Source organism: Synergistota bacterium (assembly GCA_025060595.1).
Classification (GTDB): Bacteria; Synergistota; GBS-1; order GBS-1; family GBS-1; genus 42-11.
Genome location: JANXBX010000003.1, coordinates 155,603 through 176,991, shown reverse-complemented (window position 1 = coordinate 176,991; position 21,389 = coordinate 155,603). Strand labels below are relative to the sequence as shown.

Below are 21,389 nucleotides of genomic sequence, written 5' to 3'. Positions count from 1 at the left end.
GTTGTGTTTGACTTTATAGCAGGTTTGTTCTCTAAAGATATGGGGATAGACCTTGGAACTGCATATACTGTGGTTTATGTCAGGGGAAAAGGGATCGTTATATCTGAGCCATCGGTTGTTGCCATTCAAAAGGCCACTAAAGAGATTATAGCTGTTGGAGAGGAAGCTAAAAAAATGGTAGGTAAAACACCACAAGATATAGAAGCAATAAAGCCCATGAGAAATGGTGTTATAGCTGATTTCGATGTTACTAAGATGATGCTTCGGTACTTTATGAGTAAAGTTCATGGTAGGAAGGGGATGTTTAAGCCGAGGGTTATTGTTTGTGTTCCTTCTGGAATCACGGAAGTTGAAAGAAGAGCTGTTGTGGATGCGACCCTTCAGGCTGGCGCTCGCGAGGCTTACCTAATAGAGGAGCCTCTCGCTGCCGCTATAGGTGCTGGTCTTCCTATACATGAGCCTCGTGGGAATATGGTTCTTGATATAGGTGGTGGAAGAACGGAAGTGGCGGTTATATCGCTAGGAGGCATAGTAGTTAGAGAGTCCATAAAAGTGGCCGGTGATGAGATGGATAATGCGATAATGGAGTATATGAATAGGGTTCATGAGCTCGTTATAGGGGAACAGATGGCTGAGAATATTAAGAAAACGATAGGTAATGTAGATGATGATATGGATGAAGTTAGTATGGAAGTTAAGGGTAGGGATTTAAGGAATGGTGTTCCAAGGGTTAAGGAGATAAGCTCCTCTGAGATAAGGGAGGTTTTAAAGCCGGTTGCACAAAGGATAATCGAAGCTGTTAGGGCAGTCCTTGAGCAAACCCCCCCAGAGCTTTCTGCAGATATTATAGATAGAGGTATAGTTATGACGGGAGGGACCTCTCTTCTTAAGGGATTAGATAAGATGGTAAGTAAGGGGGTTGGTGTTCCGGCATACCTTAGTGAGAATCCTATGTATTGTGTGGCTTTAGGAGCGGGAAAGGTTCTTGAGGAGCTTGATACTTTAAGGAGGGTACTCTTAAGCATTAAGAGAGGAGAAGAATAGTTGGAAAGTCTGAGAAGAACCTGGTTTTTGATGGGAATTCTCCTCTTCTTTTCCCTTCTTTTATCCTCTTTAAGTTTAAGAGGATGGTCGGGTATAGAGCTTGTGAGAAGAGGTTATATGTCTTTTGCCTTTCCGGTGGAAAAGGTTTTGTCTTTACCTTTAGTGAAGGGAAGGGAGCTTCTTTATTTTTTATGTTCGCACGTTAACCTTGTAAGGGAAAATGCTAATCTTAGGAGAGAGCTTTCCTTACTGAGACATGAGCTTTCTATTCTTAAGTCGGGTTTTAATGGAGCGCCTCGCTTGAGAGAGGGTTTCATTCCTTGTAGGATAGTTTATCGCTTTCCAGATAGATGGTTCAGTGAGTTAGTTGTGGATAAGGGGAAGGATGATGGTGTTGGCGTTGGAATGGCTGTTTTAGGGGAAAGGGGGCTTGTCGGAGAGGTTGTTGAGGTCAGTGCTAGGATATCTAGGGTCAGATTGATAACCTCTCGCAATTCGATAATAGGCGCTCTTTTAGTTAGGTCAAGGAGCTTTGGGGTTTTGAGGGGGACAGGAGGCTCTTATTGTGAGCTACTTTATATTCCTGAGGAGGGAGACGTCTCAGTAAACGATGATGTGGTTACCGCTGGGATGGGGGAAAGGATACCTGCAGGTATAGCTATAGGCAAGGTGTTCTATGTAAAGGGAAGAAGCGGTTTTGTGGAGATTAAGGTTAAACCTCTTGAGGATTTTAGTAAGCTTAGAGATCTATGGATATTAAAGGGGAGGTGAAGCTCTTATTGTTTGGCTTGCTTTGCTCTTTTTAGCCTTAAGCGTTGAAGGGGCTTTATCTCCATTTTTGGGTCCCCTAACTCCTGATCTTGCTGCAGTAGTTGTAATAACTTCTTCTTGTTGCTTAAGCAGTGTAAAAGCTCTGCTTTTTGCCTTTCTAAGCGGTTTTTTGTTAGATTTAAGGTGGGAACCCGTTATAGGTCTTAGCTCCATTTATTTTGTTTCAATAGCATATCCATTAAGCTCTTTAATAAGGGGGTCTCGCTTTAAGCTTCGCTATAGGAGTATTTTGATTGGTCTTGCTATTTTATTTTTGTTTCAGGCCTTTAAGTTTGGTTTTTATCGATTATTGAGACTTGAGTACGATGTCAATTTTATTATATTCTTTGGCAGGGTTATTATAGATACTTTGATTTTAGGAATGGGTCTAATTTTAATGAGGTTGAGTGGGGGCACTAAAGTTTGAGGGTTAATAGGTTAATTACGTTAATTTTCGTTTATATTTTTCTTTTCTTTATTCTGCTTGCTAGACTGTGGTATATACAAGTTCTCATGGAAGAGCGTTATAAGACCGCTGCTCAGGAAAACAGGATAAGATTGGTTCGCGTTAAGGCTTTGAGGGGGATGATATACGATAGAGCTGGTTCGGTTTTGGCCTTTAATCTTCCTTCCTATGGCATATCCTTTATACCTGCTTTAGTTAAGGGTAACTATTCCTCCATTGAAGATTTCTTGAAGGAACTTTCTCAGGAGCTTAAAGTTCCTTATGAGGAGCTTTGTAAGAACTATAAAAGGAGGTTTTACTCTAACTACTGGTCAGTTCTTGTAGTTGATAATATGCCTCTTGTCCAGGTAATAGATGTGAGGGAGTGGTTAATGTCTAAGGATTTCCTTAATCTTGAGGTGGATACAAGAAGACTTTATCCATGGGGGGAGCTTTTCTCTCACGTTATAGGTTATACGGCTGAAATCTCAGAGAGGGAGCTTAAGCTTTATGGTAGTAGAGGTTATAGAGGTGGCGATCATATTGGTAAAATGGGGCTTGAGAGCGTTTATGAAGAGTATCTAAAGGGTATAGATGGATATAGGGAAGTAGAGGTTGATGCTCTCGGTAAGGAGATGTCTCTTATTAAGGAGGTTCCTCCAGAAAATGGTTTTAATTTGATGCTAAATATAGATAAACATCTTCAAAAAGTGGCTTATGATGCGTTGGGGGATAATAAGGGTTGTATTATAGTGATGGATCCTAGAGATGGTTCTATTTTGGCATTAGTATCTAAACCATCCTTTGATCCTAATCGCTTTGTATGGGGTGTGGATTCGTCTGAATGGAAAGAGCTAATTGATGATCCTGATCGTCCTATGTTCAACCGAGCGATTCAAGCGGAGCTTCCTCCAGGCTCTCTTTTTAAAATTATAGTAGCGTTATCCTCTTTATCGGAGGGAGTTGCTTCCCCTCAGAGAAGAGCTCTTTGCACAGGTTCCTTAAAAGTTGGTGATAGAGATTTTAAATGTTGGAAAGAGGGAGGGCACGGTGTTGTTGAGCTTTATCAAGCTATAGCTCAGTCTTGTAATGTTTACTTTTACACTTTGGGCAGGGAGCTTGGAGCTGAGAAGATAGTAAGTTACGCTAATAGATGTGGTTTAGGAGTGGAAACCGGTATAGATCTACTTTCGGAGTCTAAGGGATTTATTCCTACACCGGAGTGGAAGAAAAAGAGATTTAAAGAACCGTGGTATCCTGGTGATACGATTAATCTTTCAATAGGGCAGAGCTATTTGCTTGTTACTCCTATACAGATGCTTTCTTTCGTTTCAGCTATAGCTAATGGTGGGACATTGTATAGGCCCAGAATAGCGAGAGCTCTTGTAGATGATAGTGGTAATATAATTGAGAGATTTTCTCCGGAGCCTTATGGAGAGCTTCCTTTTTCAAAGCAAGTTATGGAACATGTCAGAAAGGGAATGAGACTCGCTGTATCTGAGGGTACTGCTAAGCTTTTATCTGATGGTATTATAAAAGCAGCGGGTAAAACTGGTAGCGCTCAGAACCCCCGAGGTAAAGAGCATGCTTGGTTTATAGGTTTTGCACCTTATGACGATCCTAGGGTTGCTATTGTCGTTTTGGTAGAAGAGGGGGGAACAGGTGGGGTTGCCGCTGTGCCTGTGGCAAAGAAGGTTTTGGAGTTTTTCTTTGGGAGGTATGTTTATGGAAGCGGTAAAGGTCAAGGGAGTTAAAGGTGGAATAAAGATTGTAATAGATGATAAGGCTTGTTGGAGTAGTGTCATTGAGGAGCTTGAAAAGAAGCTTAACATGTCTTTCTTTAACGAGGGGAAGGTTTTTCTTGAGCTTGGTGAGAGAAAGTTGAGCAAGGAAGAGTATAAGCTTATAGATGAGTTGTTTTATAAGAAACCGTTTTTAAAGCTTGTTGGGGTTAAGGCGCTTAATCCTATCACAAGAAAAGTAGTTAAGGAATTTTTGCCGCAAGTTTATCCTCAAGAAGAATCTAAGGTTTTTCCTTCGTTTCACATAGGTACGCTCCGTTCAGGTAGCTCTCTAGAGTGTAAGGGAAACCTTGTAATAATAGGGGATGTTAATCCAGGAGCAGAGGTTAGAGTCGGTGGAAGTCTTTTAGTTTTTGGAGCTCTTAGAGGAAGTGCATATGTAGGTATGGAGGGTGAAGGAGAAGTGGTAGTTGCAGCCTTAAAACTTTCTCCTTCTCTTCTTGTTCTTAAGGGTAGAATAATTTCTATTCCCTCAAACGTTTCAAAGGATAAGCCAGCTTTAATTTTGTTCTCTGATGAAAAAATTAGTTTTCAGCCTATTCGAGGAGGGTGATTAAATGGGAGAGGTTTATGTGATAACCTCTGGAAAAGGAGGGGTTGGTAAGACGACGGTTACGGCTAACCTAGGGATTGGATTGGCTTTAGGGGGAGCGAGAGTTGTCACGGTTGATGCGGATATAGGATTGAGAAACTTGGATGTCGTTCTCGGGCTTGAAAACAGGATAGTATTTAATATAGTTGATGTGGTAGAGGGAAGTTGTAGGCTTGAGCAGGCTCTTGTAAGAGATAAGCGAGTTGAAACTCTTTTTCTGCTTCCTGCCGCTCAAACAAGGACCAAAGAGGCTGTCTCTCCTGATCAGATGATAGACGTCTGTTCTAGACTAAGAGAGATGTTTGACTATGTGCTCATAGATAGTCCAGCAGGTATAGAATCTGGTTTTAGAAACGCTGCGATAGGAGCTGATAAGGGTATAGTAGTTACTACACCGGAGGTTTCTGCGGTTAGAGATGCTGATAGGATAATAGGTTTACTCGAAGCCATGGGGAAAGGGACTCCTCAGCTTATAATTAACAGATTAAGAGCGGATATGGTAGAAAAGGGAGACATGCTTAGCGTCAGAGATGTACTTGATATTCTTGCTATTCCTCTCTTAGGGATAATTCCTGAAGATGAAGAAGTTATAGTTGCAACTAATAAGGGAGAACCAGTTATACTTAGAGAAAATAGTGATGCTTCGAAAGCTTTTAAAAACATAGTTGCAAGGTTACAAGGGTATGACGTTCCCTTAATTGAGCTTTCTTCGAAGAAGGATACGGGATTCTGGAGTAAGATTAGGAAACTTTTTGGTGGAAGGTGATAGCCTTGTTTTCGCTTTTTAAGGGTTTATTTAAGAGAGGAGAGCAATCTTCGCAGATAGCTAAAAGCAGACTTGAAATAATGGTTAAACACGATAGAGCGGAACTTACGCGAAACGAGATGATAGAGATGATGGATAAGATACTTATGGTTCTTAGGGATTATGTTAGCTATGATAGGGATAGAGTTGAAATGAAAGTTAAGAGGGAAAAGGGAGAGACCTTTCTCTTTATAAGCGTCCCTGTTATAGGTAGGTCACCATCGAGGAGTTTGGAGAGATAAAATTTGAGGATTAGGGAATTAGATTTTTCTCTTTTGGTGATCCTTTTTTTATTAATGATTTTAGGAACCTTAAACTTGTATAGCGCTACCCTTAATCAGAAGGAGGCTTTCTTTTATAGACAAATTTTCTGGAACCTCATAGGTTTCGGTTTATGTATTATTTTTGCTTTTTATGATTATCATCGTTTAATTAAGCTTAGTAACCTTCTTTATGTAGCTTTTATCGGGCTTCTGCTCTTGGTTTTAGTTTTTGGGAGAGGAGCGGGAGGAGCTAAAAGATGGCTTGTTATATTTGGTTTTTCATTTCAGCCTTCTGAGTTTATAAAGCCTGTAATGATACTTCTTTACTCTCGTATTTTAGCTTTAAAGGGTGGAATAGAAAGATGGGGAGAAGTGGTCGAGCTTAGCTTGTACTCTCTCCTCCCAGCTTTACTTATAGCCAAACAACCTGACTTGGGTACCTCAGGAGTAATGATCTTCTTTTTCCTGGTTTATCTTTTCTTATCTTCTTCGCATTTAAGGTATTTTTTCGTTACCATGCTTGCTTCTATAGGCTCCATTCCGATCTTATGGGAGTTTCTTAAGGATTATCAAAAAAGGAGGCTACTTGCTTTTTTAGATCCAGAATATGATCCTCTTGGAGTTGGATATAATCTTCTTCAATCGAAGATATCCTTGGGTTCAGGTGGGGTTCTGGGAGCTGGCTTTTTAAATGGTTTACAGCATAAGCTTAGATTTCTTCCAGAGCATCACACCGATTTTATATTCTGCGTCTGGGGGGAAGAGTTTGGCTTTTTAGGGACTTCCTTGCTTATCCTTCTTTATACTTTGCTTATATGGAGGATTTATAAAATAGCGCTTCTTTCCAAGGATAAGGAAGGTTTTTATATAGCATCGGGAGTTGTTTCTCTATTCTTCTTACATATATTTGTGAACATAGCTATGACTATCGGACTTATACCCGTTAAAGGGTTACCTCTTCCATTCTTCAGTTACGGAGGTAGTGCAACCTTATCTTTTATGATATGCATAGGTTTGGTTTTAAGCGTTTATAGGGGGAGGATTATTAGGGAGTCTTAAGGAATGAGGAAATGGCTTTCTCTTGTGTCTCGCCCTTCAAGATATATAGGTAAAGAGTGGAATACCCCTTTTAAGGATTGGGAAAAGGTAGATGTTAGGGTCTGCCTTGCTTATCCTGATACCTATGAAATAGGTATGTCTTATCTTGGTTATAAGATACTCTATTGGCACCTGAATAGATTTGATTGGCTCGCCGTTGAAAGAGCTTATGTTCCTTGGATAGATGCGGAGGACTATATAAGAAAAAGCGGGGATTTCCTAAGCTCTTATGAGAGTGATACTCCTCTTAAGGATTTTGATTTTCTAGGTATAACTCTTCAATATGAGATGAATGCTACAAATATCTTAACTCTCCTTGATCTTGGAGGAATACCCTTAAGGACGGAGGATAGACAAGAAAAGCATCCTATAGTGATCGGCGGTGGCCCTGGGGCTTTTACAGCTCAGATTTTTGCTCCATTTTTCGACTGTTTCCTTGTAGGAGATGGAGAGGAGTCCTTTTTAGAGCTTTTAAAGTTTTACAGAGAGTGTAAAAAATACGGTTTTAAGAGAGAGGAGTTTCTATCGGAGGCAGACAAGCGTTTCCCATGGCTTTGGGTTCCTCTATTTTCAAATAAGCAGGTAGTAAAAAGATGCATACTTCCAAACTTGGATGAGGCCTTTTATCCGATGACGGATCTTGTACCTTGGTGTGAGATCGTACATGATAGGGTTTCTGTTGAGGTTTTTAGAGGATGCGCTCGAGGTTGTAGATTCTGCCAAGCTGGTATGATATATAGACCTGTGAGAGAAAGAAGCCTTAAAAGGGTGGTTGAGCTTGCTAAAAGTTTGGTTTCTTCAACTGGTTATGAGGAAATGTCCTTAACTTCTTTAGCTTCTTGTGATTATTCTGTAATTAAGGAGGCTCTTTTTTCTATAAAGAATGAATTGAAAAAATTAGGCCTTAGAGTGAACTTTTCCCTTCCATCTCTTAGGATGGATGGGTTTTCTGTTAGCTTGGTTGACGAGATTATAGGTAGTGGTAAGAAGACGACTCTCACCTTTGCTCCCGAAGCTGGAACGCAAAGGCTTAGGGATGTAATAAATAAAAATATTAGTGATGATGATATATTTAGAACGATAGAGGAGCTTGCTAGAAGGGGTTGGAATAGAGTTAAGTTATATTTTATGGTTGGGTTACCTACTGAGAGTGAAGAGGATATAAATGGGCTGGTTTCGTTAATTAAGGAAGTTCATAGATTGGGTAAAAGATTTAGTAGGAGATTTTCTCTGTCTGTGAGCTTAGCTTCTTTCGTCCCGAAGGCTCATACTCCATTTCAGTGGGAAGGTCAATTTCCCTTGGATTATCTTCTTGAGACGTTAAGGTTTGTAAAAGGCTCCTTAAAGGGAAGGGATATAGAAATTCACTATCATGATGTTAATCTAAGCTTTTTGGAAGCGGTTTTATCTCGTGGAGACGAAAAGCTTGCTAATGTTATTGAAAGGGCTTGGAAAAGAGGGGCTCGTTTCGATGGTTGGAATGAACAGCTTAATATGAATATATGGCTTTCCTCTTTTGAGGAGGAGGGGATTGATCCTTATTGGTATGCTCAGAGAAAGCCGTCTTATACTGAGGCTCTCCCGTGGGATTTCATAGATAGTGGAATTTCAAAAGAATTCCTCATTAAAGAACACGAAAGAGCTCTTAAGGGTGAAACCACTAGGGATTGTAGATTTGGCTTATGCTCTAATTGTGGAGTATGTCATAAATATGGAGTTAGAAATGAAATTGCGCTTGGAACATAGAAAGATAGGTATTTTTAGGTTTGTATCACATCTTGATTGGCTTAATTCCTTGAAGCGGGCCATAAGAAGAGCTTTGATTCCCATAAGTTATAGCTCTGGATTTTCTCCTCAAATGAGAATAAATTTAGGAATTCCCCTTCCCCTTGGAGTGGAGGGTTTAAAGGAGTATTTTGACTTAGAACTTGAAAAACCTGAGGATCCTGTTCAGGTTATGTACAAGTTGAATAGAGAGCTTCCCGAGGAGCTCCATATTTTAAGATGTGAAGTATCTCCCAGCTTTGAGATATCTAAGTTTGTAAATTTCTCTATTTATGATCTTTTCTTAAGAGAGGAGAGAGACTTAGATTTTAAGGCTCTCGGAGATATTTTATATAAATTGGAAAAGCGCTCCACCAAGACTTATAGGATCTTTCTCTTTCAGAAGGGTGAGTCCTCAGGTATAGTTAAAGTTCTTTTTTCTTTAGGTCTTTCATGGGAGGATATGTGTCTTATAAGAAGGCTTGGTTTGTGGAAGTTTGAGGGGGAGATAATTATTAATCCCTTTGGGGAGGTTGAGCAACTTGATAAGTATGTTAATAAGTGTGGATGAGGAGACACGTATAGCTTTGCTTGAGGATGGGGCTCTGGTTGAATTCTTTATAGAAAGGCCATGGATCAAGGACATAGTTGGAAATATATATAAAGGAAGGGTCGAAAGGGTTCTGCCTGGCATGGGAGCTGCTTTTATAAACATAGGCATAGGAAAAAACGGTTTTCTTCCATTCAAGGACTTAGACAGAAGTATTAGAGCGGGAGAGGAAATAATCATCCAAGTTGCAAGGGAGGGAAAGGAACTTAAGGGACCGAGACTTACCTCGAGGGTTTCCCTTCCTGGCCACTATATACTTCTTCTTCCAGGTTCCGATAGGATAGGGGTTTCACGGAGAATAAATAAACCGTCGGAAAGGAAAAGGCTTAAAGAGCTCCTTGAAAGATCCCTACCGCCTGGTTTCGGTGCTGTAGCTCGAACTGTAAGTTGGGGGGAAAGCGATGATGTTATATTAAATGAGCTTTCTGAGCTTCTCTCATTATGGTCTGAAATAATGGAAAAATTTTATTCTTTACCAGCTCCTTCCCTTCTTTACTCTGAGCCTCCTCTTATTAAGAAGGTTTTAAGGGATTGGTATTCTCCTGAAGTTAAGGAAATATGTTCTGATAATATTGAAGCCTTGTCAGAAGTCAAGAAGATAATAGATGGGTGGAATAGGGGAGAGGCTGATGTTAACTTTGTCTATCATGACAATCCTTTTCTCTCTCTATTTGAGGCTTATGGGGTGGAAGATGAGCTTAATAAGCTTCTTCTGAGGAAGGTTCCATTGAAATGTGGTGGTGAGGTGGTAATAGATAGGGCTGAAGCCTTGACGGTTATAGATGTAAATACCTCAAGCTTCGTTGGGGGAGAAAGCTTTGAAAAAACGGCTTTGACGACTAATATAGAAGCGGCGAAGGAGATAGCTCGTCAGCTTAGGTTAAGAGGTATAGGGGGCATAGTTATTATAGATTTTATAGATATGAAAAATGACAAGAATAAAGAGACGCTAATAAAAGAATTGGCTTTAGAGCTTAAAAAGGATAAGAGGGAAGTAGAGATATGCTCTTTTAGCCCATTAGGCCTTCTTGAGCTTACGAGAGAGCGTGAAGGACCAGATCTGATAGAACGTCTTGGTATGACTTGTCCTTATTGTGATGGAAGAGGCTGGGTTTTAAGCGAAGATACTCTTATCATGGATATTAAAAGGCGTTTGAAAAAGTTCTTATCTTCTAATAATACTCAAATCATAGAGATAGTGGTGAACCCTGCTTTGAAGGGATCTTTGAATAAAGTGAAGGAGGAGTGGGAAAAAGATTATAGCAGGACTATAGAAATTGTTGAAGATCCCAATATTTCCTTTGATACTTTCAGGCTTAGGGCGAAAAGTTAGTTTAATTATATATTATGATATAATTGCCCTTGAGGTGATCTAGAATGCGACGATCTATTAGATTGCTTCAGACAGCTGATTGGCATTGGGGACGTGTGTCTTGGAAGGATTCTCCTCGCGCTGTGGATAGAAATCCAGAGATAAGGAGGGCACTGGAAGAGATATATGATTATAGCTATAAGAATAAGCCTGATTGTATCCTAATCTGCGGTGATATCTTTGATCATTACGTTGCTCCATCTGAAATTGAGGCGAAAGAGGTTTTATCCTTGATAATAGATTTTTCTAAAATAGCCCCTGTTGTCATTGTGTTGGGTAATCATGATTGGCGAGGCCTTGCTACTTATCATCCTTTTTCCTCCCGTATGGGTATACATATATTATCATCTCTTTGTGAGAGCCCGTTTGAGGAAATAGATGGATTGAGAATCTTTTACTTTCCTTATTTTCCATTACGAAATTTGCTGAAGAAATATCGAGCATCTGAGCTTCAAGATCAAGCAAGGAAGCTACTTTCTGACTACAAAAATGAGCTTAAGAAGTTTGCTAAACTTGATAGATGGAATATTCTCGTTGGACACCTATCTGTCGAGGGGCTTCCCTATCAAAATGAAATTACCATTTTATCTGAGCTTTTTGTACCAAAGGATTTTTTAAGTAGCGAAGTTTTCGATTATGTTGCCTTAGGACATGTTCACTCTCAAATGAAGGTTCCAGGAACATCTGTTCCCTCCTACTACTGTGGGGGGTTGATTAGAATAGGGTTTAAGGAGGAAGGCAACTTAGTTGGTGCCTTATGGGTTGAGATTGAGGAAGGGAGTGAGGTGAAAGTCGAGCCTATAAAGATTACCTCTAAGGAGCTAAAGACCCTCAAGGTTTTAGCTTCGGATTTGGATGTCCTTAAAGATATGTTGGAATCCTTAAAGGAGGATGCTTATATTAGAGTTGAGTTAGATATGTCAAAGGGGCCTTTCTTCTCATCTTCCTTTTATATTAATAGAGTTTTTTCCATGGACGAGAGAATAGTAAAGGTAAAGTTGGATAGAGGCGATAGAGAAGATCAAAGGAGTGTCAGGATTTCCAAGAGTGGAGACCTTGTTGAGATGTTCAGAGAGTATCTTAAACTGAAGGGAGTTGAGGATCGCTCGCTTCTAGAGAGATTTAGGTATTATTTTAGGAAGGTGGAAGAAGAGGATGAAGCCTCTTAGGCTTGTGGTGAGGAACTTTATGGGGCTTCGAGATGTTGATATATCATTCGTAGGGAAAGAGGTTTTTGTTATTCAGGGACCTAATGGAGCTGGCAAGAGTAGTATCCTTGAAGCGATATACTTTGCCTTGTTTGGCAGAACTTTAAGGCATGGAACTGGATATGAGGGAGTGGTTAATAGGGAGTCTAACGATGGTAAAGCTTTAGTAGAGCTTGAATTTTCTCATCATGGTAAGCGCTGGAGGATAAAGAGAGAAGTGATTGAGTCCACAAGGAAGGGGTCTGTTTATTTAGAGTGTTTGGATACCATGGAAAGGATAGCTTCCTCTATAGAGGCTTCAAAGAGAATAGAGAGGCTCATAGGTTTAACTAGCGAAACTTTTAAGACTACGGTTTTGCTTCCGCAGGGTGAGATAACCAGGTTTTTGGAGCTCACAGGTACAGATAGAATGAAGGTTTTAAAAGAGCTTTTAAGCGGTAATAAACTTTCTCGTATCGCTGAGTATGCTGAATCTGACCTGAAGGGAAAGGAGGGGGAGCTTAGAGTTTATACTGCTCAAATTAGCGCAATTAACTTGGAGGAGCTTAAGAAAGAGAAAGAGAGGATATTGCCTCAGATAGATGAGCTTGAGTTTGAGATATCTAAGATAGCTAGAGAAATAGAGGCTTTGGAAAAAGCGCTTAATGAGCTTAGAGGCAAGGAAAGCGCTCTTAAAGAGTTAGCGAGGGATAAAGAGCTAATGGAGAGCCTAAGGAGGAGGAAAGATAGAGCTTTGCTAAGGCTTTCGGAGATAGAGAATAAAATATCAGAGGGTTCAGATATTGAAAAGAGACTCATTTCGCTATTGGAAAGCGTAGAGGATGATTATGAAAAGGAGCGAAGCCTATTTGAAACTCTTGAGTCTGTTTGGGATAAAATTCTTCCCTTAAAAACGGAGTTTTCTTCTTTAGAAAATGAGTTCAAAAGCAAAGTATACAAAGTTAAGAGGATAGAAGAAGAAATAGATGTACTTCTTAAAAAGCTTAAGGAAGAGAAACAGAACTGTGAATATTTGAGAGAGGAGGAAGAGAAGCTTAAGGAGAGTTATGAGAGGGCTCGCGAGAAATATTTTACTAACGAAGTTAAAAGGGGTTTGAAAGTGGGGGATCTGTGTCCAGTGTGTGGTTCTGTCATAACCTCGCTAGTGCAGGAGGAGAATATCGAAATCGAGACCTTAAAACATCTTAGGAAGCTCTATGAGGATGCTTCAAAAAGACGTCAGGAGAGAGAAAAATCTTTAACAGGCATTGAGGGAGAACTTAGGGAGAGGGAACGCTATAGGAGAGAGCTTATTTCTGAAATAACTCTTTCTGAAAGTAGATTAAAGGAGAAGGGGAGCTTGCTTGAAGAGATGCTTAACTATATCAAAAAGCAGTTTGGAGAACAAGATTTGGAAGGCTTGAGAGCCCGTAAAAAAGCAAAGATGGAAGAGCTTCGAAAGAAAAAAGAGGAAATCAAGTTAAAGATGAGTTCGCTTAAGGCTTCCTTAAAAGGATTAAGTGACGAAAAAGTTAATTTGGAAAATGAGCTTGTAGAAGTTGAAAAGGAGCTTTCTATTTTGAGCGAAAAAATTGCAGCTTTGGAATCACGAATAGATACATCTTTAACCCTTGAGGAGATTCAGAGGGAAATAACCTTAAGAGAGAATGATATTAGGGCCAAGAGGTCTGAGAGGGATTCTTTAAATGCTGAGCTTTGGAGAAAAAGAAGCAGATTAGAAGCTATAGATAAGGATATAAAAAATTATAACTCGCTTAAAAGTAAGGTTGAGATTTTGCAGGCTGAGGTTGGTTTGCTTAGCGAACTTAAGAAGAACTTATCAGATAGTAACTTTCCTAAATTCTTGGTTTCTCACTATTTAATGGAGGCGGCAAATATTGCTAACTCTTATCTCTCGCGCTTAACTAAGGGTAGGTATCTTATAGAAGCTACGGAAAAGCTAGATCTTTTCGTGATTGATGAAGACATAGGTGGGGAAAGAAGAAGCATGAGGGACCTTTCAGGAGGGGAAAAGGTATTGATATCCCTATCTTTGGCCTTGGGTATTGCTGAGGTTTTAGCAGGTGGATTAGAGGCCTTTTTTATAGATGAGGGCTTTTCCCCGTTGGATAGAGAGAATTTAGATATGGTTGCTCATGAGCTTACTGAGCTTGATAATAGTGGAAAACTTATAGGTATTATAACTCATGATCCGGTCTTTGCTGATTATTTTGCGGTGAAGCTCCTCGTAAATGGGGGTAAGGCCAGATGGGCCTAGATATATTGAAGCTTTTGAAAGACAATGGGGTATACTCTGATCATTGGCAGGAATCTGAGGATTTTCCTTTTTATCATACTCGTGTGGAGAAGGAATCTCGTCTTGCTGAAGAGGTAGAGTTTCATGAAATTCCTCTAAGCACAGAGTTATGGAAATCTTGGCTGATAGATAAAAGTAGAAAACCAAGGAGATTAGAAAAGGTTATTTTTATAGACGGCGTTAGAAAAATACATAGGAGGCTTCATGGTTTAGATGGTTCAGAGGGGTGTATTGCGGAAATAGTGATTGGTCATGTGATATGGGGTAAGGATTACATTAGGACCTGTAAAGACCCATTAATCAAAAGGTTTTTAATATTATCTGGAAGCTTAGTAAGAAGGATTCTTGAACGCGAAGCTTATTTCCCAACCCTTGAGAGGTTTCCCTTCGAGATTGTGGAGCTTGCTTCTGAGGGAGAGGATAGAATTTCAAAGAGCGTTAATAATCTGCTTCTTAACGAGGAAAGAGCTTATTTAGGAGAAATGGTTTTAAAGAGGGAAGGCTTCATAATTAAAGATGGAACTATGCATCCAGGGTCACCTACTTTTATAGGGAGAGAATACGGGCCAGTAGGGCTTGTTAAAAGAATTATTAAGGAGCATCTTTCTCAGGATTTTCTATCTTTGGTGCAAAGCTTACGCAAGGGAGAGAGAACTCCCTTCTATACTGTTTATCTCAGAGAAACGGAAGATATACTAAGGGTCATGTGTTATTTGAGGCTTATTGATATTGAAAGCGGAGAAAACCCTATAAAAGGGATAGTTCGTTTGGAAACTCTTGTTTTAAGAAGGGATTTTGAAAGCGGGGATAAAAGAGATATTTTGAAGAGGGAAATTTCAGAGGCTTTTGATTCCTTAGCCCTATTTATTTCTTCAATGACTATGAAGGGATGTAACCTTCCGAGGAGTCCTGAAAATCTACCTATAGTTTATTCCCTGGAATCTTATCTTTCATCTTTCTTTTTGTGGAATAGTTATCTAAGTTCTCTTTTGAAGAAGGGGGGATTATCTTGAGGGTGGGTAGCGTAAGCGGTCTTAAAACTATAACCCCGTATGAGTTCTGGTTAAGAATAGAAATTGATGAGGAGAACGGCGAACCCCTTAGAATGCTTCAAGTGGATGATATGGTTAAAGTTAATTTTAACTACGGCAATTTTAAGAGAGTGACCACTTATGGGGTTATAGTTGAAATAGAAACGAGATGGGATAGCGACGGAATGAGAGGTTTTGAAGAAGCATTGGTCACTTCTAAAAGAAGCTTTATCTTGCCTGTTTACCTTGCTCGAGTTGTGGTAACACGGATAGAGCCCTTCGTCTCTGTTCCTCCCCCTCCTGGTGCTCCTGCCTTTCTCGTCGAAGAGGGAGAGTCTGATGAGGTTTATGATTTTGTTTCCCTTAAAAGAAGAAAAAGAGCTCTTCCCGTTGGAATATTGCTTAACGGAGGGGTAGCCTACCTGGATTTAGCTTACATACTTGGGGATAACGGTGCTCATATAAACGTATCAGGGGTATCGGGAGTTGCCGCTAAGACCTCTTACGCTACGTTTTTGCTTTACTCTCTTTTGGAGACAGGAAAGAAGCTTGCTAAGGAGGATGCTTCCTTAAGGGAGCTTGCTAACTCTAGAGCTATTGTTTTTAATGTTAAAGGAGAAGGACTTCTATTTTTAGACGAGTGGAATACGGAGTGGTGTAATAGTTCGCGGAAGAAAGAATGGGAGGAGATGTTCCGTAAGATGGAGCTTACTCCTAAGCCTTTTAGCAACGTGAGCTATTATGCTCCGTCCAAGCGTAGAAAGGATGCGGAGCCTGATGTGGCTCATAGAACATATGGGGTTAAAGTATTTGGGTGGGATATAATTGATATAATAAAATTGAGTTTACTTGAGCTTATGTTTGATCCGGAGGAGCTGTCTAAGAATGTAAACTTACAGCTTGCCGTTTCAGCTTTATCTGATATACTTGAAGATAACTATAGGAAATTTGTAAATAGAGTTGAAAAGGAGCTAAACGAGCCTGAGATAAGGAAGAGATATCGTTTGGATTTAGAATCGCTTAATGAAGAAGAAAGGGTCAGGCTTTACCTTAAGGTTTGTGGTAGGGATCCTAACGAGGTTTTAACGGAAGAGGGCCTTCCTCCTGATTTTAGATCTTTAATAGAATTTTTGAAATCAGAGGATGTTAGGAATAGGCTTTTAGCTGAGGAAGAGCTCGAAGAGAAGACGATAAAGGCAATGGCAAGAAGGTTAAAAGCAGCATTTAAGCTTGACCTTGATAGAGTTTGGAAGCCAGTTGAGGGGTTGGATTTCATCGGTATGGTTGATAAATACGAACCCCCCTCTTATAGGGTAGATTGGGATATTAATGGTAAGGTTACCGTTATAGATATAGCCAAGCTCAGATATAGAGCGCAGGTTTTTGTTGTAGGTGCCATATTGAAGGAAGTTCTTCACCTTAAAGAGACAGCGGGAAGGCCGGAACCTGTATTTATCTTTCTTGATGAACTCAATAAGTATGCGCCGAGGACTGGCGGAGGGCCATTAGGAGCTATATTTAGGGACATAGCTGAAAGGGGAAGGTCTTTCAGAATAATAATGATAGGAGCTGAGCAAACTGCATCGGAGGTCGACTACAGAGTGATAACTCAGGCTTCAACTGTTGTTGTTGGGCATCAAAAGGTAGCGGAACTTAAGAAAGATGAATATGCCCATCTCTTTGGTGCTCAGAGAGAAAGGGCTTCAACTTTGCTTCAGGGAGAGCTTATAGTAGATCAACCCTTTTTAAGAGTTCCTATGACCATAAGGTTTCCTTTAACTCCTTGGGCGACGAAAGAGGACGCTCATTCTCCCTTGTGTGAGGAAGTAGAGGGAAAGGAAAGTTTAAGGGATTTCTCTTAAGTGAGGTGTTTAAAATTTGAGGATAGAATGGCTGGGGCATGCTTGCTTTCTAATAGAAACTAGAAACGGGGTTAAAATAATCACCGATCCCTATGATCCAGCCTTAGGTTATCCACCTATACGTGATGAGGCTGACATAGTTTTAGTTAGTCATGATCACTTTGACCATAATTACGTTGAGGGTGTGAAAGGTAATCCTTATGTGGTTATGACGCCCGAACTTAGGACTATCAAGGGTGTTAGCATATCAGGCGTTGAGCTCTTCCATGATAGGTCTGCCGGTAGGGAAAGGGGCAAAAATATCGCTTTTATAATAGATGCTGATGGTTTAAGGCTCGTTCATCTTGGTGATCTGGGACATGTCCCTACGCCAGCTCAGCTTTCTAACTTTGGCAGAGTTGATGTTTTGTTTATTCCTGTTGGTGGTTTTTACACCATAGATGGGGGAGATGCTCGAAAGATCTTAGCGGAGCTTAATCCTAAGATTGCTATACCTATGCATTTTAAAACGCCTGTTTTAGGCTTTCCTATAAGTGGAGTTGAGCCATTTTTATCAGGATTGAAGAATGTTGAGGTTCTTGACAGAAGTTGGATCGAGGTAGATCCTTATACTCTTCCTAAGGAAACCAAATTGATAGTTATGCAATATAGAAAAGGATAAGGAGGTTTTAGTATCATGATGAAGATAGATGAGATGCTTATACGCTTTGAGGAGCTTTTGGGACGCTGGGGGCGCATCCGGAGCTGTTTTTGACGTTTCAAGCTTAGTTTCTGAAAAAAGCGCTCTTGAGGAAAAGATTGCCTCTCCTGATGCATGGAGGGATGCAGAGGAAACTCAAAAAGCGGCGAAGAAGTTAAAGGAAATCGAGAAGACCCTTTTTGCTGTTACGCATACGGAAAAAAGGATAGAGGATATAAAAGCTTTTTTTGATCTTTTAAGAGAAGAGTATGATGATGCTTTAGGAGAGGAGCTTATTAAGGAACTTGGTAATTTGGAGAATGATATTCTTGATTGGGAAAGAAAGGTGTTTCTTTCCGACGAATTCGATAATTCGAATGCTATACTTTCTATTCATCCTGGAGCAGGTGGTACGGAATCTCAAGACTGGGCTTATATGCTTCTTAGAATGTATATGAGGTGGGCTGAAGACAAAGGTTTTGGAGTGAAGGTTCTTGAATATCAGGAGGCTGAAGATGCGGGTATAAAAAGCGCTACTATATTAATTGAGGGGGAGTATGCCTATGGTTTATTAAAGGGAGAGAATGGGGTTCACAGGCTTGTTAGAATCTCTCCCTTTGATGCCTCTAAAAGGAGGCATACTTCTTTTGCCTCTGTTGAGGTTATACCTGAGATATCCGAGGATGTAGAGGTAGAGATAAAGGAAGAAGATCTTAAGATAGATACCTTTAGAGCGAGTGGTAGGGGAGGTCAGTATGTAAATACCACTGATAGCGCTGTTAGGATAGTTCATATTCCTACAGGTATTGTTGTTTCTTGTCAAAACGAAAGGTCTCAATATCAGAATAGAATGACTGCGTTAAGGATTTTGAAAAGTAAACTATATGAACTTGAGAGAAGGAAGAAGATGGAAGAGTTAGAGAAGTTAAAAGGGGAAAAGAGGGAAATAGCTTGGGGAAGTCAGATAAGATCCTATGTTTTTCATCCTTATACTTTGGTTAAGGACCATAGAACAGGTTTTGAAGTTACTAACGCTTTGAAGGTTATAGATGGAGACATAGATCCCTTTATAGATGCCTATCTTCGCTGGATTGCATTAGGTGGTAAGAAGGTGGTACCATGAGAAGGATAGCTTTGCTTGTTTTATCACTATCTTTTATATGTTCCTTTTCCATAGCTTTAGAAGTTAAGCTAATCGCTGATAAGGTTCTTTATTATCCGGAAAAGGATATTATGGAAGCGTTGGGGAATGTCAGACTGTTTTGGGGAGATAGAAAGGCTTCTGCGGATAAGGGTTGGGTTAACTTTAAAACGCAAGATGCTTTTCTTGAGGGAAACGTGACCGTAGAGGATGAAAAGGGAAGGTTAGTAGCCCAGAAGGTCAGCTTTGATTCTAAATCTGAGAAATACTTAGCGCAAGGGAAGGTGCTTCTTTTAACTAAAGATGGGTTGAAGCTTGAATGTGGAAAGCTTGAAGCCTATGGTAAAGATAAGTTTAGAGCTTACGAGTCTCCTATCATAACGGTTAAGGAATCTGTTCTTAAAGCTTCTGAAATACTCCTTGAGGGAAGCGAAGCTGAAATAGAATCTCCAAGTTATGAAGATAAGTCTAAGAGCATCTTGATAACCGCCCTTAAGGCGAATATGTCACTTGACAATGAAGGAAAAATAAAAAATATCAGGGCTTTAGGGAATGTTTTTATTAAGCATGTTAGGGATAAAAGTATCTTTCAGGCTAAGGCAGACGAAGGATTTTACGATGTAACTTCGGGAGTAGTGAAGATATCAGGAAAGGCCTCTGCCTTTAAAGATAAAACTGAGCTTCGTGCTAATGAGATAATATACAATGTTGATACGGGGGTTATGCGAGCGGTTGGGGAAACTAGGATGGTAATACACTGAGATGGCTGTTCTCCGTGGCGAAAGCTTGGTAAAGGTTTTTAGTGGAAGAGAAGTTATAAAGGAAGTATCCCTATCAGTTAGGGAAGGAGAAATTGTAGGTTTGCTTGGTCCAAACGGTGCTGGTAAAACTACCACTTTTTATATGATCGTTGGTTTGATAAAGCCTGATTCTGGTAAAATTTTTTTAGATGATATTGACATTACCAATGTGCCAATGTATAAAAGAGCTCGGGCTGGTATAGCTTATCTTCCTCAGGAGCCGTCCGTTTTTAGAGATTTAACGGTTAAAGAAAATCTCCTGCTTGCGATGGATGGGATGGGGGTACCCCCATCTAGGCGTAAGAAGCTCTTAGAGAAGATACTTGAAGATTTTGGTCTTGTGGAAATAGCAGATTATAAGGGTTTTTCTCTTTCAGGTGGTGAGAGAAGAAGAGTTGAGATAGCTAGAGCTATGGTTGGGGCTCCTCTTTTTCTTTTACTTGATGAGCCTTTTTCCGGGATAGATCCTATAACGGTTTATGATATTCAGAGAATGATACTTTCATTGAAAGAACAAGGTATAGGAATACTTTTAACGGATCACAACGTTCGAGAGACTTTATCTATAACTGATAGAGCTTATCTTATTCATGGAGGGAAAATTTTAATAGAGGGGCCGCCTGGCGTTGTGGCAAGGAGCAAAGCAGCAAGAAAGCTCTATTTGGGAGAAAAGTTTGTTCTTTAAGTATTTTAAGGAGGGATAAAGTGTGGTAAACTTAGACTCATTGGATTTGTCCCTTTGCGATCCTGGTGGGAGTATGAAAACCCTTTTGTCCTTTCCTGAACAGTTTGAGGATGCATTTAGAAGAGCCCTAAGTTGTGACTTGCCCAGGCTTGAGTTTAAAAACATAGTGGTAGTAGGTATGGGAGGTTCAGCTGTTGGTGGGGATATACTTAGAGTTCTTTTAAGGCAGAGTTCTAGGGTATTTGTTGAAGTAGTTCGTGGATATGAGCTTCCCTCTTGGGTCGATAAAGATACCTTACTTTTAGGGGTTAGCTACTCTGGAGATACGGAAGAAACGCTTTCAGCTTGCGAGATAGGCTTAAAGAGAGGATCTAAGGCTATTTTTTTAAGCAGTGGTGGAAAGCTTGAAGAAATGGCTAAATTAAAGGGTGTTTTCCATTTTAAGGTGCCATCAGGTTTTCAGCCGAGAGGAGCATTGGGTTATCTTTCGGTTCCTCTCTTAGTGTTTATGAGCAGATTTAATATTGTTAATTTCGATAGAGGTTTTGAAGAAACGATTTCTGTCCTTAGAGGATTAAGAGAGGAGCTTGCTCCAGAGGTATCGCTTTCCCGTAACGGGGCAAAAGATTTAGCATTATGGCTTAAGGGGAGCGTTCCTCTAATATATGGTGATGAGGGTGTAGGAAGGGTTGCAGCTTATAGATGGAAAACCCAGTTTAACGAAAATAGTAAACAGCCTGCTTACTCCTGTGAGCTTCCCGAGCTTGATCATAACGAAATTGTGGGATGGATGAGTGAAAGCTTTAAAGGTATATTTAAGGTTGTTGCTTTAAGGCACTCTAAGGAGAATAGGAGAACATCTTTGAGGTTTGATATCACAAGAAGCTTAATTGTGGGGAATATTGGTGGTTGGAAAGAGGTGGAGGGGAAAGGGGAAAGCGAGATGGCTCTTCTTTACAGTCTAATATACTTTGGAGATTTTGTCAGTTTATATCTAGCTTATCTTAATGGAGTAGATCCAACTCCAGTGAGTATAATAAATAAACTTAAAAATGAGATGGCAAAACATTTGTGAAAGGAGG

At 40.1% G+C, this 21,389-nt stretch carries 20 protein-coding genes; all 20 read left to right on the top strand.

Features of this window, described 5'->3' with window-relative positions:
* Positions 1-3 precede the first annotated feature (3 nt).
* Positions 4-1,044 carry a rod shape-determining protein gene (locus tag NZ900_03350; GenBank protein MCS7233132.1) on the top strand — a complete coding sequence of 347 codons (1,041 nt, stop codon included), beginning with the start codon at positions 4-6 and terminating at the stop codon, positions 1,042-1,044.
* Positions 1,045-1,815, top strand: coding sequence for a rod shape-determining protein MreC (gene mreC / locus NZ900_03345; protein MCS7233131.1), 771 nt, complete (start codon positions 1,045-1,047; stop codon positions 1,813-1,815).
* A gap of 22 nt (positions 1,816-1,837) precedes the next feature.
* Positions 1,838-2,281 (top strand): hypothetical protein, encoded by a 444-nt coding sequence (locus tag NZ900_03340; protein MCS7233130.1) that lies wholly within the window; start codon positions 1,838-1,840, stop codon positions 2,279-2,281.
* Positions 2,278-4,053, top strand: coding sequence for a penicillin-binding protein 2 (gene mrdA, locus NZ900_03335; protein ID MCS7233129.1), 1,776 nt, complete (start codon positions 2,278-2,280; stop codon positions 4,051-4,053). Before NZ900_03340 ends, mrdA begins: the two co-directional genes overlap by 4 nt.
* Positions 4,025-4,654, top strand: coding sequence for a hypothetical protein (locus tag NZ900_03330; protein ID MCS7233128.1), 630 nt, complete (start codon positions 4,025-4,027; stop codon positions 4,652-4,654). Before mrdA ends, NZ900_03330 begins: the two co-directional genes overlap by 29 nt.
* 4 nt (positions 4,655-4,658) lie before the next feature.
* On the top strand, positions 4,659-5,459 hold the full coding sequence (minD, locus tag NZ900_03325) for a septum site-determining protein MinD (protein MCS7233127.1): 801 nt from the start codon (positions 4,659-4,661) through the stop codon (positions 5,457-5,459).
* A 5-nt stretch (positions 5,460-5,464) separates the two neighbouring features.
* Positions 5,465-5,740, top strand: coding sequence for a cell division topological specificity factor MinE (gene minE, locus NZ900_03320; GenBank protein MCS7233126.1), 276 nt, complete (start codon positions 5,465-5,467; stop codon positions 5,738-5,740).
* 3 nt (positions 5,741-5,743) lie between these two features.
* Positions 5,744-6,820, top strand: coding sequence for a rod shape-determining protein RodA (gene rodA, locus NZ900_03315; GenBank protein MCS7233125.1), 1,077 nt, complete (start codon positions 5,744-5,746; stop codon positions 6,818-6,820).
* 3 nt (positions 6,821-6,823) lie between these two features.
* Positions 6,824-8,605: a TIGR03960 family B12-binding radical SAM protein gene (locus tag NZ900_03310; protein MCS7233124.1), complete on the top strand. Its 1,782-nt coding sequence runs from the start codon at positions 6,824-6,826 to the stop codon at positions 8,603-8,605.
* On the top strand, positions 8,583-9,194 hold the full coding sequence (locus tag NZ900_03305) for a TIGR03936 family radical SAM-associated protein (protein MCS7233123.1): 612 nt from the start codon (positions 8,583-8,585) through the stop codon (positions 9,192-9,194). Before NZ900_03310 ends, NZ900_03305 begins: the two co-directional genes overlap by 23 nt.
* Positions 9,175-10,566 carry an Rne/Rng family ribonuclease gene (locus NZ900_03300; protein MCS7233122.1) on the top strand — a complete coding sequence of 464 codons (1,392 nt, stop codon included), beginning with the start codon at positions 9,175-9,177 and terminating at the stop codon, positions 10,564-10,566. Before NZ900_03305 ends, NZ900_03300 begins: the two co-directional genes overlap by 20 nt.
* Positions 10,567-10,610: 44 nt before the next feature.
* Positions 10,611-11,774, top strand: coding sequence for a metallophosphoesterase (locus NZ900_03295; GenBank protein MCS7233121.1), 1,164 nt, complete (start codon positions 10,611-10,613; stop codon positions 11,772-11,774).
* Entirely contained in the window at positions 11,761-14,070 is a 2,310-nt protein-coding gene (locus NZ900_03290) for an SMC family ATPase (protein ID MCS7233120.1), read from the top strand. The genes NZ900_03295 and NZ900_03290 overlap by 14 nt, the downstream gene beginning before the upstream one ends.
* Entirely contained in the window at positions 14,061-15,122 is a 1,062-nt protein-coding gene (locus NZ900_03285; GenBank protein MCS7233119.1) for a hypothetical protein, read from the top strand. Before NZ900_03290 ends, NZ900_03285 begins: the two co-directional genes overlap by 10 nt.
* Before the next feature lie 2 nt (positions 15,123-15,124).
* Positions 15,125-17,002 (top strand): ATP-binding protein, encoded by a 1,878-nt coding sequence (locus NZ900_03280; GenBank protein MCS7233118.1) that lies wholly within the window; start codon positions 15,125-15,127, stop codon positions 17,000-17,002.
* A 16-nt stretch (positions 17,003-17,018) separates the two neighbouring features.
* Positions 17,019-17,663, top strand: a complete 645-nt coding sequence (locus NZ900_03275) for an MBL fold metallo-hydrolase (protein MCS7233117.1) — start codon at positions 17,019-17,021, stop codon at positions 17,661-17,663.
* Between the two features lie 12 nt (positions 17,664-17,675).
* Positions 17,676-18,804 (top strand): peptide chain release factor 2 gene (prfB, locus tag NZ900_03270; GenBank protein ID MCS7233116.1). Its coding sequence is split into 2 segments (ribosomal slippage): positions 17,676-17,744 and positions 17,746-18,804, totalling 1,128 coding nucleotides; the frame shifts between segments, so codons are not numbered across the junction.
* Positions 18,801-19,583: a hypothetical protein gene (locus NZ900_03265; protein ID MCS7233115.1), complete on the top strand. Its 783-nt coding sequence runs from the start codon at positions 18,801-18,803 to the stop codon at positions 19,581-19,583. The genes prfB and NZ900_03265 overlap by 4 nt, the downstream gene beginning before the upstream one ends.
* Position 19,584: 1 nt before the next feature.
* Complete coding sequence (lptB, locus tag NZ900_03260; GenBank protein ID MCS7233114.1) at positions 19,585-20,307, top strand: LPS export ABC transporter ATP-binding protein; 723 nt, start codon at positions 19,585-19,587, stop codon at positions 20,305-20,307.
* 22 nt (positions 20,308-20,329) lie between these two features.
* The gene (locus NZ900_03255) at positions 20,330-21,382 is read left to right on the top strand and encodes a bifunctional phosphoglucose/phosphomannose isomerase (protein ID MCS7233113.1); all 1,053 of its coding nucleotides are present in this window, start codon (positions 20,330-20,332) and stop codon (positions 21,380-21,382) included.
* The last annotated feature ends 7 nt before the right edge of the window (positions 21,383-21,389 follow it).